The 17,720-nt window shown below is 46.5% G+C and carries 16 protein-coding genes; 2 read left to right on the forward strand and 14 right to left on the reverse strand.

The window, feature by feature from the left end; all coding sequences use genetic code 11:
• Positions 1-179: 179 nt before the first annotated feature.
• The 8 genes from GWD08_RS04200 to GWD08_RS04235 all read right to left on the reverse strand — a co-directional run bounded on the left by GWD08_RS04200 (position 180) and on the right by GWD08_RS04235 (position 8,762).
• Positions 180-2,834: an SEC10/PgrA surface exclusion domain-containing protein gene (locus GWD08_RS04200; RefSeq protein ID WP_159564382.1), complete on the reverse strand. Its 2,655-nt coding sequence runs from the start codon at positions 2,832-2,834 to the stop codon at positions 180-182.
• A 23-nt stretch (positions 2,835-2,857) separates the two neighbouring features.
• The gene (gene purR / locus GWD08_RS04205) at positions 2,858-3,670 is read right to left on the reverse strand and encodes a pur operon repressor (protein WP_159564384.1); all 813 of its coding nucleotides are present in this window, start codon (positions 3,668-3,670) and stop codon (positions 2,858-2,860) included.
• Between the two features lie 110 nt (positions 3,671-3,780).
• Positions 3,781-4,719: a 3'-5' exoribonuclease YhaM family protein gene (locus GWD08_RS04210; RefSeq protein WP_159564386.1), complete on the reverse strand. Its 939-nt coding sequence runs from the start codon at positions 4,717-4,719 to the stop codon at positions 3,781-3,783.
• Positions 4,709-5,980, reverse strand: coding sequence for a DNA recombination protein RmuC (locus GWD08_RS04215; RefSeq protein ID WP_159564388.1), 1,272 nt, complete (start codon positions 5,978-5,980; stop codon positions 4,709-4,711). The genes GWD08_RS04210 and GWD08_RS04215 overlap by 11 nt, the downstream gene beginning before the upstream one ends.
• A 1-nt stretch (position 5,981) precedes the next feature.
• On the reverse strand, positions 5,982-6,614 hold the full coding sequence (locus GWD08_RS04220; protein WP_159564390.1) for a thiamine diphosphokinase: 633 nt from the start codon (positions 6,612-6,614) through the stop codon (positions 5,982-5,984).
• Positions 6,607-7,269, reverse strand: a complete 663-nt coding sequence (gene rpe / locus GWD08_RS04225) for a ribulose-phosphate 3-epimerase (RefSeq protein WP_159564392.1) — start codon at positions 7,267-7,269, stop codon at positions 6,607-6,609. The genes GWD08_RS04220 and rpe overlap by 8 nt, the downstream gene beginning before the upstream one ends.
• 8 nt (positions 7,270-7,277) lie before the next feature.
• Complete coding sequence (gene rsgA / locus GWD08_RS04230; RefSeq protein ID WP_159564394.1) at positions 7,278-8,150, reverse strand: ribosome small subunit-dependent GTPase A; 873 nt, start codon at positions 8,148-8,150, stop codon at positions 7,278-7,280.
• Between the two features lie 216 nt (positions 8,151-8,366).
• Complete coding sequence (locus tag GWD08_RS04235; RefSeq protein WP_159564396.1) at positions 8,367-8,762, reverse strand: hypothetical protein; 396 nt, start codon at positions 8,760-8,762, stop codon at positions 8,367-8,369.
• Between the two features lie 205 nt (positions 8,763-8,967).
• Between GWD08_RS04235 and GWD08_RS04240 the strand changes: the two genes are divergently transcribed.
• Entirely contained in the window at positions 8,968-10,467 is a 1,500-nt protein-coding gene (locus tag GWD08_RS04240) for an MDR family MFS transporter (RefSeq protein WP_159564398.1), read from the forward strand.
• A gap of 1 nt (position 10,468) precedes the next feature.
• Complete coding sequence (locus GWD08_RS04245) at positions 10,469-11,188, forward strand: DUF4811 domain-containing protein (RefSeq protein ID WP_159564400.1); 720 nt, start codon at positions 10,469-10,471, stop codon at positions 11,186-11,188.
• Between the two features lie 122 nt (positions 11,189-11,310).
• On the opposite strand, the gene GWD08_RS08840 is transcribed toward GWD08_RS04245, so the two are convergent.
• The 6 genes from GWD08_RS08840 to GWD08_RS04275 form a co-directional block, all read right to left on the reverse strand.
• Positions 11,311-12,717, reverse strand: a complete 1,407-nt coding sequence (locus GWD08_RS08840; RefSeq protein ID WP_280114350.1) for an LPXTG cell wall anchor domain-containing protein — start codon at positions 12,715-12,717, stop codon at positions 11,311-11,313.
• Positions 12,718-13,121: 404 nt separating this feature from the next.
• The gene (gene rsmA / locus GWD08_RS04255) at positions 13,122-13,994 is read right to left on the reverse strand and encodes a 16S rRNA (adenine(1518)-N(6)/adenine(1519)-N(6))-dimethyltransferase RsmA (RefSeq protein WP_159564402.1); all 873 of its coding nucleotides are present in this window, start codon (positions 13,992-13,994) and stop codon (positions 13,122-13,124) included.
• Between the two features lie 280 nt (positions 13,995-14,274).
• Positions 14,275-14,844: a ribonuclease M5 gene (gene rnmV / locus GWD08_RS04260; RefSeq protein WP_159564404.1), complete on the reverse strand. Its 570-nt coding sequence runs from the start codon at positions 14,842-14,844 to the stop codon at positions 14,275-14,277.
• Positions 14,837-15,610 carry a TatD family hydrolase gene (locus GWD08_RS04265; RefSeq protein ID WP_159548592.1) on the reverse strand — a complete coding sequence of 258 codons (774 nt, stop codon included), beginning with the start codon at positions 15,608-15,610 and terminating at the stop codon, positions 14,837-14,839. The genes rnmV and GWD08_RS04265 overlap by 8 nt, the downstream gene beginning before the upstream one ends.
• Before the next feature lie 241 nt (positions 15,611-15,851).
• Positions 15,852-16,832, reverse strand: a complete 981-nt coding sequence (locus GWD08_RS04270) for an NAD(P)-dependent oxidoreductase (protein WP_159564406.1) — start codon at positions 16,830-16,832, stop codon at positions 15,852-15,854.
• 17 nt (positions 16,833-16,849) lie between these two features.
• Entirely contained in the window at positions 16,850-17,710 is an 861-nt protein-coding gene (locus tag GWD08_RS04275; protein WP_159543496.1) for a dimethylarginine dimethylaminohydrolase family protein, read from the reverse strand.
• Positions 17,711-17,720 lie beyond the last annotated feature (10 nt).

Below are 17,720 nucleotides of genomic sequence, written 5' to 3' on the forward strand. Positions count from 1 at the left end.
TGTTATAATTTTCATAGTGAGACCTCGTTAATAGAGATTTTTGCTTAAAACTATTATAACGCTTTGACGTTTCATTGAGGCTCACAAAAGGGAAAAATCGCTACTTAACGTGGCGATTTTTCTTTTTTGAGGGTTTGAAAAGCTATGATGGCTATGGAATAACTAACTACGGGAATGATTCATAGTTTTCTTTCATTCTCTTTGCGTAAGCTATAAGCCGCTAGTCCAACAGCAGATAACATCACAAGACCAGCTTTAATAGCTCGTTTGGTGCTCTCATCTGGTGAAGGCATGAGGCTGCCTTGGAAGATTGAACCTGGACCATAAGAGCTGATTGACCCCTTACGTCCTGATGAATCAACGCTTGGCGCTGCGTCAAGTGCAGCTGAGGCAGCAGCGACAATATCTCTAGACACCCGTCTCACTTGGTTAAGAACAGCATCAGATGCAAGCTGAGCGGCTGTTTCTTCGACCTTGGTCAAGGCCTGAGCCAATTGGGTACCTGTTGGCGCAGATGCGGTTGAAGCGTTGCGACTGCTATGGCTGACCTTGGCGTGTGTCAGCGCTGCAAGAGCCGCAGGAGTGACACTAGGATACTGTCCTTTGGCAAAACCAGGAGCCGGAAGAGCCAAGGCTTGGAATTTTGGTAATGTAAGCGCATGGGCTTTTAAGAGCTCAAGATGGTTTTCAGTGGCCGCAATAGCAGCTGCTAGATTGGTTTTGTGCGCCACTAAGTTAGCTAATTTTCCTGTAGCTTGTGTCAATTGCCGTTGCACAGCTGATTGTTCTGCTTGGGCAGTGGCTAAGTGAGTCGCTGCAAGATGCTTGCGCTCAGCCTGACTAGGAGTTGCTAGGAGCTTGCTTAAATAGTGCTGTCTAGCAGTCAAGCGCGCTAATTCAGCCGAGGTTGCTTGCAAGCTGACATTGGTACTATTTAATTGGGCTTTGGCTTGGGCCACATAAGTTAATTCTTGGTCGCGTTGCGCTCTGTAGGCCTTTTGGTTTTGGAGTGCTTGAGCTAACTGAGCTTGTGAAACATCCTGCGACTGCGCTAGCCGTTGAACCTGGGCTGCCAAATGACTGGCTTCACCTTGGGCCGTCTGTAATTGGGCTTTTAAGCCGGCTATGGCTTGATAAGCGGCAACGACTGGTGCTTCTTTAGCGACATTTGCTAGACGCGTATTTAAAGAATTAATCTTTTGGCTGATGCTTGCAATGGTCGTATTAAGCGTATTGATGCGCGCTGAGTGGTTGACAGGTGCTACTACGCCAGCGATTTTTTGGCTAAAGCGAGCGGCATTTTCAATATTTGATTGAGGAATCAAGAGAAAATGGGTGTTTAAGCCCTGTACTGTATCGGTGGAAAAACCAAGGTAAATAGGTTTGGTAGGATTTACCTTATCCGTTCTTAAAAGGTTAACCGTATGGCCAAAAGTATTGCCATAGGTGTAGTCTTCAAAGAACATGTAGCGTAAGCTATTGTAAATACTGCGCTTTAGGCCATTGACAGTGTAAACATCATTGAAGAAACCGATGCTTTCATACATGTTGTCATCATTGGCCCGCAAACCAACAGCCTGTGCTGAGGTTTCGATGATTGTCTTATCATGAGGGCCAATCCCTTTGTGGCCAGCGATGCCCGCAACATTATATTGGAAGTTGGGACGGGTATTATTGTGAGTAGCCTTGTAGTTTTGGGTTAACTTCCGGGCAAACTCTTGGGAGCCTTCTGTGACAGCAACTGGCGGTAAACCTAGCTGAGTCCGGACTTGGTTGATCATTGCAGCAGCAAATTGGGCCAATTCATTTTGCACATCTTGGCTTAGATTATCTGGATTAACCACCCGGTTGACATCACTTGCAATGTCCTTGTACTGGTTAATAGTCATGCCTTGCTTAGCGCCATTGATCAGTTGGGAGCTAAGTTGGTTGTAGGTGTTGAGGTAGCTTTGTGTCCCGATGTAACCACTGGCTGCTAATTTTTGAATATCTGCTAAAGAATAAGAACTTGGTGCCACCAGCTGATTGTTACCAGCTACGTTGACCTGCTCAGTAGTTGCATGGGCTTTTAAGGCAGACAGTTCTGCTTGCTTACTAGACAAGGTTTGCTTGTTAAGAGCAAGCTCTTCTTTAAGTTGCACGGTGGTGCTTGCTACGGTCTTATCGAGGTCTGCTTGAGCTTTATTAAGGTTTGTGTTAATGGTTGCTACTGCTGTTTGCGCAGCGGCTGCTTGCTTGGTCAACTCTTCAGGTTTATTAAGCAAGGTCGCAAGTTCTGCAACTTGCTTGCTGGCGCTTTGCTCCATTTGGCTCAAACGCTCAGCGTTAGCGCTGTGTGTTTCTAAATCAGCAGCTTGGGCTTTAGCTGTTTGTTCTAAGTTTGCTGCCTGCGCTGTGGTTGCTTGTAGGTCTTGCTCAGTACTTGCTAAGCTTGCTTGCTCGCTTGCCACCATGGCTGCATATTCTTGCTCGCTAGCATTGGCAATCGTAAGAAGACTAGCGTTAGCTTTTTCTACCGCCTGATCTTTTTGGGCCAAGAGGGCTTTTGCGTCTGCTACGGTTTTTTGACCTGTCTCCACATCGCTGCTAGCTTTGTGGAGCTCTTCTTTTTGCGTTTCCAATTTTTTTGCTGTTGTGGCAATCTCTTGATTAGTTTTGTCAAGGGTTTCTGGCATTGCTGCGCTTGAATCAGTCGTTGTCGCCCTTGTTGTGGTATGTAAGTCCTCAGCTTTCACCTCATGTTCAACACCAACAGTGGTGCCCAAAAGAGCTAAGGTTGACGTTAAGGCAAGTGTTGTTTTAACTTGCTTTGACTTCGTGTTTTCTAATTCCATTTTTTCTCCTTAATTCAATTTCACTAATCAAAAATATTGCCGACTTCGACTGAAACGTGACTGTTTTTCACATCTATTTCAGAGACTCGCAGTAACGATTTATAGGTCATTTGTTCGCGTTCTTCCTGGCTGTTTTCGGCAAAGACAGCCACACCAACTAAGGTGCTGTCAAACTCTTCCAGGAGACTAATCATTCCTGAAATGGTGCCGCCGCCCTTTAAAAAGTCATCAACAATCAAGACCCGGCTATTGGGGCGCAAGCTCCGCTTAGATAAAAACATTTTTTCAATGCGATCGCTTGAAGCACTGGCATAGTTGACCGACACAGTTGAGCCTTCCGTGATTTTAAGGTCGCGGCGAACAATCACAAAAGGGACATTCAAGATGTTGGCAACCGCATTGGCCAAGGGCACGCCCTTAGTGGCCACTGTCATAACAGCGTCAATTTTTTGACCCTTAAAGGCGTTAGCAATAATGCGGCCGATATTTTGTAAGATCTTCGGGGTACTTAGCAAGTCTGATAAATAGATGTAGCCGCCAGGCAAAATACGACTGCTTTGTGATAAGCTTTCACAGAGTTCCTCAACAATGGCTTTTGCTTCTGCTTTAGCAATGGTTGGCGTAAAAATAACCCCACCGCTTGCGCCAGTTAAGGTTTCAATCTCACCAATATTTGCTTCTTCAAAGGCTTTTTTGATGATAGCAATATCCTCAGAAATGGATGATTTTGCGGATTCGTATTTTTGTGCAAAGGTATTTAGGCTGGTCAATTTATAAGGATTGTTAATCAAGTAATTTGAGATGACCACCATCCGTTCGCTGCGTCTTAACTTCATATTTTCCCCATTATTATAGTCTTTCTACCATTATACCACACATTTAGCAAAAAAACGAACGTTAAGAAAATTAACGTTCGTTTACAGAGAGATTTCAGTCACATAAAATCTTAATATTTGGGTTTATAAAAAGAACGGTTATCCATCGCAAATATTCGATTTGTCATCTCGCCTTCATCCACAAGTTTTAAGGCCGTGGTCATCATCATCATACTGGCATCAATATTATCAATCATATGGAGAATTTCGGCCTCCATAATCCGCGGCCGCACTGGACTCCCATATTCTAATTGGCCATGATGACTCAAGATCAGATGACGAAGGACGGTGACTTCTTCTTTGGTGTCGCTGATGTTGAGCTCTGCAATAACTTTGGTAATCTCCTCATTAATCAAGGAAATATGGCCAATCAAGTTTCCTCGAACCGTGTACTCTGTATTTTCTGGGCCGGTTAATTCTAGGACCTTGGCCAAGTCATGTAACATAATCCCAGCATAAAGCAGGCTCTTATCCAACTCCGGATAAATATCCCCAATGCTATCAGCCAAGCGGACCATGGTCGCAGTATGATAGGCTAAGCCAGACTCAAAAGCATGATGGTTGGTCTTAGCGGCTGGGTAGGAATAAAAAGCCTGGTCATATTTACGATAGAGCGCTCGGACAATCCGTTGCCAGGTGGCATTCTCAATTTTGAATAACATGCCTTCTAGGTAGTCCCGAACTTCCGTAACAGAAACTGGGGCTTTTTCTTTAAAAGCTTTAGGATCGTTAGGTTCTCCCTGTCTGGGATGGCGAAGAGTGATCTGATTAACCTGAGGTGTTCCATTATAGACTTCGCGCCGCCCCTTCATATGCACCACCTTACCTGCTGTAAATTCCTCGACATTGTAGGTTTGAGCGTCCCAGAGATTACCAGAAATTTCTCCTGTATCATCCTGAAAAACAAAGGCAATATAGTCTTTGCCTGCCCGGGTCTTACGAACTTCCGCCGATTTGATGAGAAAAAAGCCCTCAAATGGATGATCCTTTTTCATTTGATTAATCTTCATATGGCTCGCCTCCTTCTTTTGGTATATTTAATAGCGAAGCTGTCTCACTATCTTGGTATGATTCAACTGTATTTAGAGCCTTAATGATGGCGTTGGTCCGCGTTGCGATTAATTGGTCTAAGGTAGCATTGGCTGTGTTGATTTGCTTTTGAGCTTTAAGCAGAATGCCTCCAAATTTTGCAAATTCTACCTTGACATTGCCTAAAATCTTGCTAATATCGTCTGCATTTTTTTGAATCGTTAGTGTTTTAAAGCCGACCGATAGAGAATTTAGCAGAGCCGACAAGGTAGCAGGACCTGCGACCACGATTTGCTCATCACGGCGCAAGCTATCAAAAAAGGCCGGATTACGGACAACCTCGCCATAGAGGCCTTCTGTTGGGAGAAACATGATCCCAAAATTCGTAGTCTCTGGTGGTCTGAGGTACTTGGTCTGAATATCCTTGGCAAAACGCTTGATGGCATTGAGCAAGGCCTTGCGAGAGGCCTCGATCTGCTCCTTATCACCAGATTCATAGGCATCTTCTAAGCGATAATAGTCTTGCAAGGGAAACTTCGAATCAATTGGTAGATAGACGGTCTCATCATTAGCCAAACCGGGCAGCTTGATGGCGTATTCAACGCGTTCACTGGAGCCCTTAATCGTTGGCACCTCTTTTTCATACTGATTAACCGTCAAAATATCTTCGAGAATTTGTCCCAATTGCAATTCACCCATAATCCCACGGGTCTTGGTATTGGAGAGAACCTTGTTAAGGGTTCCAACATCACGCGCCACGCTGCGCATTTCACCCAAGCCCTGGTTCACACTCTCTAGTTGCTTAGAAACAGTCTCAAAAGAGGCATGCAGGCGATTTTTCAAGGTTGCTTCGAGCTTTTCTTCAACGGTGTGGCGCATGGCCTCTAGGCGTACCTCGTTAGAGGTCTGCATGTCCTTAACCGAGACTGCTAGCCGCTGACTCATTTGGTCCAAGCGCTGGTCGGTTCGTTCACGATTTTCGCTTAAGTTGTGATTCAAAACAGTCTTTAAACCGTCTAATTGCTGATAAACGGCTGCCTGCTGCTGGCCGATTTGTTGGGAAATGTCCAACAACTGCTGCTTGCTCATGCTCTCTATTTGATAGGTTAACTGGTCAGATAACCGATCACTAAAATCGGCGAGCTCACTTGTCAAAGATGCTTGCAAAGCTTTGATCTCACGATATTGCAAGGCAAGAGCAAGGGCTAAACCGATGACAAGGATGACTAAAATAATCTCCACATTAGCTCCTATCTTTACTTTCAATCACAATCAGGTAACCTGACTCAAGGCTTACCTCGATTGGTTTGCCTATAAAGGCATTGCTGGAATAATTCTTGCGTTTAAAATAAGTGTCTCTGGTTAATTCGTATTTGGCCCCAATAATGCTGAATTGCTGAGCTTCTTCTGGCAAAAAAGACACATAGTCAAAACCAGGCGTCGCTATAATCTGGTGCTTTCCAGCTGGCAGGTAACGAACTAAATTGCTGGCATCCCGTAAGCAGATTTGCTGCATAAAGGGCGCAAGTTCTGGATGGCTGGGCAAAAAGATATTAGACAAAAAATGATCAAACCGCCCACCAAAAGCACCATAAAGAGTGGCCTGACAGTGGGGGAAGCGGCTAAAAACCGCCTTGAGAGCTAATTCCGTATCTGTGTCGTCTTTTTCTGGTGCGGCCACCAGCAGTTCGCGGGCTTGGGATCGAATAAGTGCTAATTCTGCCGCTGAGACAGAGTCAAAATCGCCTACAGCCAAATCCAGCGGCAGCTTTTGGGCCAGCAAAAAGAGGCTGCCACGATCAATCCCCACAAAATAATCATGCTTGCGATCATAGTAGGAGAGCTCACCGCCAGCAAATAGGGCCACCTTAGTCATGAAGGGCATCCCGCAAGGTTTCAACTTGGGCCACTAAGTCTTGGGCTTTAAACAAATAAGATCCCGCGACAAAGACATTGGCGCCAGCTTGGGCACAGGCAACTATGGTCTGATTATCAATCCCACCATCTACTTCAATATCAAAATCCAAGTTCTTTTGCTCACGCCAGGCCGCAACCTTTCGGACCTTGTCCAAACAAGATGCAATAAAGGCTTGGCCGCCAAAGCCTGGATTAACCGTCATAATCAAGACCTGATCCACCAAATCTAGCAAGGGCTCCAAGGCACTAGCTGGTGTTCCTGGATTGATTACGATCCCAGCTTTCATGCCGGCGGCCTTAATCTTTTGTAGCGCACCGTGGATGTGCTGAGTGCTTTCTAGGTGAATTGTCATCATATCAGCGCCTGCTTGGGCAAAAGCAGACACATAACGTTCGGGATTAACCACCATTAAATGGCAATCAAAGACCAGCTTACTATGCTTACGCATACTAGCTACAACGTCAGCTCCAAAACTAATATTTGGCACAAACTGGCCATCCATAATGTCAATATGAACATACTCGGCACTGGTCTTTTCAATGCGCTTTAGCTCCGTGGCAAAATTAGCATAGTCAGCAGCCAAGATGGATGGGGCGATTTTTAGTGTGCTCATGTTTCAACCTACTTTCTTTTGATGACTTTTTTATAAGTTTCCCGGCGATTTTCGATCTCACTTAAAAACTGCAAGTAATGATCGAAACGTTCAGCCCAAATCTGGCCGGCTTGGACTGCGTCTTTAACCGCGCAGGCCGGCTCATGTGTATGTGTACAGGTACGGAATTTACACCCATGACTATAGTTTTGAATCTCAGGAAAGGCTTCGCTTAGGTCCTTGGCATTATCAACCTCATAGTCAATGGAAGAAAAGCCCGGCGTATCAGCGATTTTACCCTCATAGGCATCGTAAAAGCTGACGACTCGTGTCGTGTGCTTGCCCCGGCCAAGGCTATCAGAAATCTCCGCTGTTGCCAGGTCTAGTTCTGGCAAAATTTGATTAAGCAGGGTTGATTTCCCTACTCCGGTTTGCCCCATAAAAACAGTGATTTGGTCCTTAAGCAATGGCAGTAGCTCCTCCAAATTCATGATAAAGGGATAGCCAATAGCCTGGTATACTTTTGCAAGCTTGAGCATTTCTGCCTGATCCTCCAAGAGATCCATCTTAGAGATATAAATGACCGGCCGCATCTGCTTATGCTCCAGCAACACCAAGAAACGATCCAAAAGGTTGCTACTAAAATCCGGTTCTTTGGCTGACATGATAACGACAGCCTGATCAATATTGACAATTGGCGGTCGGACCAGACTGTTTTTGCGCTCATGAATAGCTAAAATATAGCCTTCTGACTGCTCCTTAGCTGAAAAATCAACCCAATCCCCAACATAGGGCGTCTGGCCTTTCTTTCGAAAATTGCCCCGTGCTCTGGTCTGATAGAGCTGACCCTTAGCCTCTACATAATAAAAGCCTGCCAAGGCTTTGATAATTCTCCCTTGCAAATGAACTCCTCTACACACATGAAATTATCTTTATTATATCACATGTCCGGGCATGTTTGGACTTTTAGCGGCTGCGAGCTTAGCATTTTAAGCAAAAAAAGCAAGCCAAGTCGAGCAGCAGCTTGTGTTAAAGCCGCAGGCTTCTTTGCTTGCTTTTGTGGTGCCAAAGTCTGGCACTTACTGGCTTACTTTTTTGAGCTGGCTCGTGCCAAGCACCTACTGATCGGCTTTTTTGCGAGCAGCTGTACTATTGATCACATACAGTAGCTTGACTGTGGCAATAACCACCAGTAAATTGCTATTGAAAAAGGTATCAAAAAGCGGCGTCTTAGTCACCAGTCGATCAAAGGCCGTTATGATCAGGATAATCGCAAATACAATGAGATTGCCGCGCCTCTCCATCTGCCCTTTCCACTCCTGTAAAATCTGCGACCAAGTCAAGGACCGCTGTGCATTTTTGCTCATCAGCAGATAAACGATCAGATACAGCAGGGCTGTGAGCATTACCATAACGGCCTCTTGCCAGAAATGCAGCCGAAAAAACAAGCCTAAGAGGGCCGTGATTACTAAAGAGCCTGCTACAATCAGCAGTGAACGTTTCTTATGTACCATCGCTATCTCCAAATCTCACATATGTTTTTCTAATATTTATCTTATTATATTATAAACCGTTCATCTTCGCAAGACCACAACTTAGCAAGAGGTGCTGACTCAGCAGTTCATTGGAACTTTTATGATATTTTCTGAAACTTTATCATTGACTTTCTTCTAAAAAGAGCTAAAATATAGCAAGTATCATTTAGAATGGAGGGTCGATATGAGTACTACAAAAACTATTGATATTCACGGTAGACCATACAATCGTAGTGCCATGGTGATGTTGCTCTTAATTGCAACTTTCGCTGGCGTGTTAAATCAAACCAGTTTAGGGACAGCTATCCCTACGCTCATGAAGAGTTTTGATATTAACCTTGCTACAGCACAACAAGCCACAACCTGGTTTTTACTAGCCAACGGGATTATGATTCCTGTCTCTGCTTACTTAACCACTCGTTTTTCGACCAAATGGTTATATGTATCAGCCTATGCTATTTTAATTGCAGGGCTTTTAATGACCACCTTTACACCCAGGGACAATTGGAATATCTTCTTAATTGGCCGGATTATTCAGGCTTGTGCGGTCGGGATAACCATGCCCTTAATGCAGGTGGTTATGGTCAATATTTTCCCTGCCGAGCAACGCGGTGCAGCCATGGGGCTAAATGGCCTTGTCGTAGGGCTTGCGCCAGCTATTGGTCCAACCTTTGCCGGTTGGATTTTAAAGCAAGACTTCCACTTATGGGGCTATGATCTGACTTGGCGTGCCATTTTTATTATGCCCTTAATCATTCTTATCTTAGCCTTTTTAGCATCACCTTTTATTGTTAAAGATGTGGTGCCTAATCATCCGATGAGCCTAGATGTGTTATCTCTCATCCTTTCGATCATTGGTTTTGGTAGCTTTTTGTGGGGCTTCACCAATGTTGCTAGCGATGGCTGGGGCAATTGGGAAACGGTTATTTTTCCTATCTTGATTGGCATAGTAGTGATTGCTTTATTCATCTGGCGGCAACTCCGGCTGGAAACACCGTTTTTGGATGTGCGGGTCTTTAAGGTCAAGCAGTTCTCTGTCACCACTGCTGCTATTGCCCTATCGATGATGGCCATGATGGGGGTGGAAATGATGCTGCCACTGTATCTGCAAAATGTCCATGGCCTATCTGCCCTTGATTCTGGCCTTGTACTCTTGCCAGGTGCTTTAATGATGGGGATTATTAGCCCTATTGCTGGCCGTGTTTATGACCGCGTCGGTGCTAGACGCATGGCTCTTATCGGCTTTTTAGTCTTAGGCATCGGTACGGTACCCTTTATCTACCTGACAGCGACAACCCCAGACCATTTCATCACCTTGTTATATGCGGTGCGGATGTTTGGAATTGCTATGATTATGATGCCACTCACTGCTTCGGCCATGAGTGCTCTGCCACCACACGAAGCCGCCCATGGTACGGCCGCCAATAATACGGCGCGGCAAATTGCCTCAGCAATTGTGGTGGCCTTGCTCTCTAGTGTCACCCAAAATATTATCACCAATCATAAGCCTGCTAAGGCACTTCTAACTACTAATCCGCTTAGCTATGCCCAAAAAATGCTGGATGCCAGCCTGATGGGTTTTCACACCTCCTTTGCCCTTGGACTTGGCTTTGCAATCATTGGTTTTGTTATTGCCCTTTTATTACGAAAAGGCAAGGTTATTGAAGTCGAAAAGGAGCTCTAATATGATTATTGTGATTATTGCCTTAGCAACTATTCTAACGTTTGTCACCTGGATGTTGCTGGATAAGCCAGCGTTACGCTACCCCTTGGGGATTTTCTCTCTAGCCTTCTTAGCCTTTAGTGTCTATCTGTTGACGGACCATTTTGTCAATCACACTGGCATGAGGGTGCAAACGACCCAGACCCACAAGCCCATTTATAGCGCAGCTGATCCCAAGGCTAACTTCGGCGTGGTCATCCAAGAGCCTATCGGCACCAAGTCCAAACACCATGTGATGGTTTACCGAGATCAGCCAACTGATAAAGCTCCGCGTGCGCACTTTATTCCTAATAAAAAGAAAATCAACCAAGCTGCTAAACAAGAAGCCACCTATCGGTATGGCGATACTAAAGACGCCATGCTCACGACACGGACCAAGCGCTATCGCTTTGACTCTGACTGGGCTAAGTGGCTCTATGGTTTTGGTGGAGAGGACGGGCAATTGGTCAGCACCAAATATGTGGTCACGCTCCCAAAGAAAACCTGGTTGGTCTTAAGCAAGGACCAAGCCAAGCAATTGCAAGCTGCCTTGCCGCAACTGAAGGCCAACCTGGCCAAACAAGCTAAGCTGGATCCGCGATTTGCGATGAAGCTGCAGGAACTAGCCGCAAAAGAGCCGGACAAGCTGGCTGAACTCCAGGTGCAAAAAATCCGAGACGTTTTAGGTATTCACACGGATTAAAAGCTTGAGATGAGGCAGCAGCTCTGATGCAAAAAACACCAATCCTAAAAACAAGAGGGTCACCAGTTGGTGACCCTCTTGTTTGCGATTAGACACAGACCTTGTGTCAGTAGTCGCTTGTCTTAAAATAGGATGTCGTTTGTTTCTTTTTTAGTTCTGTAAGCCAGCACACCTGCGGTTGTCATGATCGTGAGCGCAGCCGCTGTGAAGAACGGGTTGTGCGCTTCACCGGTAGCTGGGAGCTGCTGGCTCGTGTTGGCGCGTGCAGGCAGCTGAGCTAGGTTGCCAGCTGGTGCGGCTTGCGGCGTCCGGCTCGGGATGACCACCTTGTGGTCAGCTTGTTTTCTTTGTGGGGCCATACCAGCATGCTGCGAGCCGCGTGGGGCTTGTGGTGCTTGACCTGGTTGCTGCGGACGTTGTGGCGCCACTTGCGGTGTGTGCTTAGGAGCAGCCTGGTCTTCCTTGCGTCCTTGTTCCGGACGTTGAGGTTGTGGTTGCACCTCTGGTTGTTGTGGTTGGTCTGGTTGCTCAGGCAGGTCTGGCTTTTCTGGTGTCACCTCTGGCTGATGTGGGGCTGGAGCCTGAGGAGTAGCTTGCGGCCCTTGCTCACCACGTGGGCCGGCCTCGCCGCGTTCGCCTTGCTCACCTTTTTCGCCACGCGGGCCTTGAGCGCCGTCGTGGCCGTCTTTACCATCATGGCCATCATGACCGGCGGGACCTTGTGGGCCAGCTATACCTTGTTCACCGCGAGGCCCTTGTAAACCAGTGTCACCCTTGTCGCCTTTTTCGCCACGCGGGCCTTGAACACCGTCTTTGCCGTCATGGCCATCATGACCGGCGGGACCTTGGGGGCCAGCTATACCTTGCTCACCGCGAGGACCTTGTAAACCAGTGTCGCCCTTGTCGCCTTTTGGACCTTGGGCTCCGTCTTTGCCGTCATGGCCAGCAGGACCAGCAGGACCTTGAGGGCCAGCTATACCTTGCTCACCGCGAGGTCCTTGTAAACCGCGTTCGCCCGGTTCGCCTTTTTCACCGCGAGGACCTTGAAGACCTGTCGCACCGCGTTCGCCGCGAGCACCAGTTGCACCTGGCTTACCTTGTTCACCTTGAGGACCACGTTCGCCTTTAGCACCTGCTGCACCAGTTAAGCCGCGCTCGCCACGCGGGCCTTGTTGACCATCTTTACCGGCTGGGCCCTGAGGTCCTTTTTCACCACGGGGACCAGTAGCTCCAGCGGGGCCACGTTCACCTGGTAGACCTCGTGGTCCCATGGGACCAGCGGGGCCCGGAGGACCGGCTTCGCCTCTTGGGCCAGGCTTTGATTCTACAGTTTGGAACTCTTCATCAATTACCTTGTGTAATTTATTTGTTTGATCAAAGTATCCATAAAAAAATTGTCGAAGCTGCCCAAAATAATCGGCAATACTTTCCGCAGTATAAGAGCTTCTATCCTGGTTAGATTTTAATATAAGCACATGCTCAGGAAATTTATTTTTTTGATAGGAAACCTCTTGCACTTGCTGAGTCAAGGTAGCTGAATCTGCCTTTACACTACCCCCCCGAGGGTCAACAAAAGGGCGGCTGAGGTTAAGCCATAACGGCAAACCAGCCGGTTGAGACGCTTGGTGCGTATCTTTTTCACGATTTTTTCTCTCTTTCTTTTCCTTATAATTAGAAATAAACGATAATCACTAAGGCATTTCTACGCCAAATAGTATAAAGAGTTTTGGAGAGGTTTTAAAGGTCGGCTTTGCAAGTCGGCCTTGCTTTTTGGGCTGGGCATTAGGGCTTGCTGGCGCTAGGCTTGGCAAGCTTTTCAGCCGTTTTTGGTCAGACTAGCGGGCGACCTGACTGATTTTTCAGGTCGGTTTTTTGGTGATTTGTATTTCCGTGACACAGCTAAAGCACTAGCAGCAAAGCAACTAGCCCACACCTAGAGGCCTTGCTGCTTTAAGGCATCCGCCAAGCGGGCAAAATCAGCCAGGCTTAATGCTTCGCCACGGATGGTCGGGCTAATCTGGGCGGTTTCTAAAGCCTGGGTCAAGCGCTGTTTGGTAACTGCTGTCTTGCCAAAATGACTGATGAGATTGTTCCAGAGGGTTTTGCGCCGATAGGCAAAGCTAGCCTTACTCACTCGAAATAAGAAGTCTTCGTCTTGCACTGATACTAAGGGCTCTTTTCGACGTGTCATCTTTAAGATAGCCGAATCAACATTCGGGGCCGGGACAAAAACAGTCCGTGGGACAATAAAGGCAACCTTGGCTTCCATATAATACTGAACAGCAATAGAGAGGCTGCCATAGGCCTTGGTATTAGGCTTGGCCGAGATTCTATCTGCGACTTCGCGTTGCATCATAACTACAAACTCTTGAAAAGGGATTTTGCTTTCAATCAGATGCATGAGGATGGGCGTGGTGATATAGTAGGGGAGATTGGCTACTACCTTGATCGGCAGGTCAGGGTTTTTAAATTGCTGGATCTGCTGGTGCAGGTCGGCTTTTAAGATGTCCTGGTTAATGACCTGAACATTCTCAAAATCCCGCAAGGTATCCGCCAAAATCGGAACTAATCGCTCATCAATCTCAAAGGCCATGACCTCAGCTGCTTTTTCTGCTAAAAACTCGGTTAGAGCGCCAATCCCAGGACCAATTTCAATGACATTGACTGCTGGGGTAATCTGAGCGGTATCGACAATTTTTTGCAAAATATTAGTATCGGTTAAAAAATTTTGACCAAAGGATTTCTTAAAGGTAAAGCCGTGCCGGTCAAGGATGGCACGGGTTACCTTAGCGTCAGCTATTCTCATGTATCTTGTCCTACTTTTTTGTTTTCTCTATTGTAGCATAAAATGACGCCTATATTTTGATGATTACTAATAATCTTATGCCACTTGTCCTTAGTTATAATTCGAAGCGTCCTCTATTTGACAGTTTTCGTTTTACTGGAAACAAAAATATATAGACAACTTATATAAAAAGGTATGGGGGCCTTTGTTAGTTTCATACAAAAACCCCTTTCACTGGATTAGTTCAGTAAAAGGGGGGCATGTCTACAGCCAAGGTAACGGTATGCTTTTTCTTTAGACTCTAAGTGGGATAATCAGCCATGGCTGCTGCTAGTTGAGCCTGACTGATGCCAAATAGCTCCAGGCGTTTGAGCAGCTGCTTGCCATTGCAATAACCAATGCGCAGGGCTTGACCGAGATACTCACGGCGCTGTCTGCTGTCAGAACCTAGCAAAAGCCCGTATCTAATCAAGTCAGCCTTGGTAATGTCAAAGTCGTTTTGGTCAGCATAGGAGCGAGTGGCCTTGGTCAGGGCCTTATTGAGATCCGCAAAGCTCGCATGCTCAACGCCTAAGGAACGTCCTTTGGTTTTAGAAGCAGGCGCGGCTTCGTCACGGCTTAAGAAAGCATGGCGAGCTGTGGGTACAGCAGCCATGATGATTTTACGAATACGCTCACCATTATAGTCAGGGTCGGTAAAGACAATCACCCCGCGCAGCTGATTAAGGCGCGCAATCCGCTCCAGATCAGTGTCGGTGATGGCTGAACCGCGGGTTTCGTAAGTATCCACTTCAAAATAACGGCGTAAATTTGCGGTGTCGTCTTTGCCTTCAACGACAAGGACTTCTTGGATTTTGATTTTATCAGTCAAGTTGAAATACCCTCATGGCATTGTGATAGGTCGCGTCAGCCACGACTTCGTCTGGTAGTCCTCGCAGCTCAGCAATCTTTTCTACAACATACCGGCTATAGGCTGTGCGATTTGTACGGCCCCGCATCGGAACAGGAGCAAGGTAGGGCGCGTCCGTTTCGACCAAGACCTTATCTAATGGCAGGTGCTTGGCGGTTTCTTGGACATCTGTTGCTTTTTTGAAGGTGACCACGCCAGAAAAAGAGATTAACATGCCAAGCTCTGCTAGTTTGACAGCCATATCCAGTGGTCCTGAGTAAGAATGCATGATGCCTCCTTCAGGTCCGACACCGACTTCCTTTAACACCTGATAGGTATCAGCTAGGGCATCGCGCGTGTGCACAACAAAGGGCAGGTGATGGTCCTTGGCCAGCTGGATTTGCCGCTTAAAGACCGCGATTTGCACGGCTTTTGGCTCGGTCATCCAATGGTAATCCAGGCCAATCTCGCCAAGGGCGATGACCTTGTCCTCATTTAGATGCGCAACAATCTGGTCTTCAACGGCTTGGGTGTAAGAGCCGGCTTCCGTGGGATGCCAGCCAATGGTGGCGTAGATTTCTGGGTAGTGCTTAGCCAGGCTTAGGGCCTGCTCAATCGTGGCGTGATCAAAGCCAACCACATTATGGCGGGTGACCGCCATTTCTTTGGCTAGGGCCAGCTCCTGCTCGGTGTTTCCAATAAAGGGTTCTGTATTTAAGTGGGTATGCGTATCAAAGATTTGCATGATTTTGTCTCCTTGCTGTGGGCCATCTTAGTTCATTATACCACAAACAGTCAAATTCGGCCCTGGGCTTTTAGGACAATCAGCTGAGCTAAACCTCGGCCACTAGTAGCGGCAAAAGCAAGCTGAGTGTCTCCCTAGTTTATCTCACTAAGAGCGCTCCAAATAAAGCCACATCTGACAAAGACGACACCACAAGGCAGCCAAAAAGCTAAAGAAAACGCCCAGCTTAGAGGTTTAAGGTCAGCTAATAATCACTGACTAATTTAAAGACGCGGTCTTTGCGCCCTGTGAGGTAATGCACTATATTCTCAGTGGAAATCCGTTGCAGATCCCGCAAGGATGAGGTGGAGTAAAAGGCAGCATGGGGTGTAATTAAGACATTTTCACGGCCGACCAAGGGATGCTGAGCCAAATCAGGCGTCTCATCCTTTAAGACATCCAAAGCGGCCCCCTTTAAGCGCCCCTGGTCCAAAGCAGCAATCACATCAGCCTCTACCACACAGGCGCCTCGTCCCATATTGATAAAATAAGGTTGCTTGAGCATCTGTTTAAAGGCTTTTTGATCAAAATAACCATAATTAGTCTCATTGAGGTTCATATGATTAGTAATAATATCTGCCTGGGCAAAAAGGGCTTCCTTACTAACCATCGTCACAGCCAGATCTGCTGGTAGGTGGGTGAAGGGATCACAAGCAAGCACCTTGAGTCCCAAACCTAAAGCCTTGCGGGCTACGGTTTTACCAATCTTTCCTAGGCCACAAATACCAAGGGTCATGTCCGAGAGACGTTGATTGGGCTTAGCATAGTCATAAGACCAGTGATAATGGCAATCAATCGCTGTCTGGTAGCTTTTAAGATTCTTCACCAAAGCCATCATAGTTGCAATGGTAAATTCAGCTACATCTTTGGTACAGTACTCACCAACAGGACAGACACCAATATGGCGCGCATTGGCTGCTGCTAAGTCTACATTATCATAACCAGTCGCATTGATTGAAACCACCTGCAATTGCAAGGCATGATCCAGCGTCTCAGCATCAATGGGGGTAAAGGCGGTTAAGATGGCCTGGGCATCCTTGATAACCTCATAAAACTCCTCTTTGTCATCATGGTAGGGATAAACCACAATCTCTGTATTTGCTCCTAGGCCCTTGGTTAAGATCTCTCTTTCATAGTCGTGATTAGGCATCATGGAATCAGGGTAATCAGCAATAACAACTTTCATATGGTCACAACCTTTATCTATTCATTGCTACGTTCAACAGGATAGGTCATGCAGTGAGGTCCGCCTCCAGCTTTTAAGATTTGTTGCAAAGGCAGTTTGATGACTTCTACGCCAGCTGCTTCCATTGCTTCATTGACCGATTGATTATTGGCAATGCCTAAGACCTTATGATTGCCTAGGGCCTGAACATTACAGCCATGCTTTTCAATCAGGGCTGCTGGTACATCAATAATCGTGAAATCCCGCCGTTTTAGCATATTAATAAACCAAAAAGGCAAAACACTGGTAGCGGCGATACAGATCTTTGGAGCTACAATATTAAAGCACATATCCAGATGCAAATGTTCTGGAGCGACTGGTACTCCGACCACGGTGTAACCAAATTTTTGCAATTGCTCGCGCAGATTATCGACACCAGCTTGGTCGGTACGGTCAACTTGACCAAAGGCTAGGGTGTGTTCATCAAGCATCCAAAAATCGCCACCCTCAAAGCAGCCAGCATTGCAGCGAGCAATAATTGGCACACCTAGTTCCTTTAGTTTGGCTTCGTACCTTTGGGTTTCTTTTTGCCGGGCTGGATGGCGAAAGCGCCCAATGATGGCACCTTCTTTGACCATGGCACCAAAGTCACGGGCAAAGGTTTGCACTTCTAATTCAGCTTCTGGTTCCATCTCAATGACCTCAACACCATTGGCTTTATAAGCATCAATTAAAGTCTGCCACTCTTTAACCATGAGGTCGTTTTGTTCGGTTTCGCCTTTTTCCATCCAGCTTTTGGTGATTTCATTGATGGCATTGAATTTATAGTATTTAGGCGAACAGACGATGACTTTTTTTAGGGTGTTGGTAGCATTACGAACGTAGACAGTTTCACTCATTTTAATCTCC

Origin of the sequence: Streptococcus halichoeri, assembly GCF_009870755.1 — a bacterium.
Classification (GTDB): Bacteria; Bacillota; Bacilli; order Lactobacillales; family Streptococcaceae; genus Streptococcus; species Streptococcus halichoeri.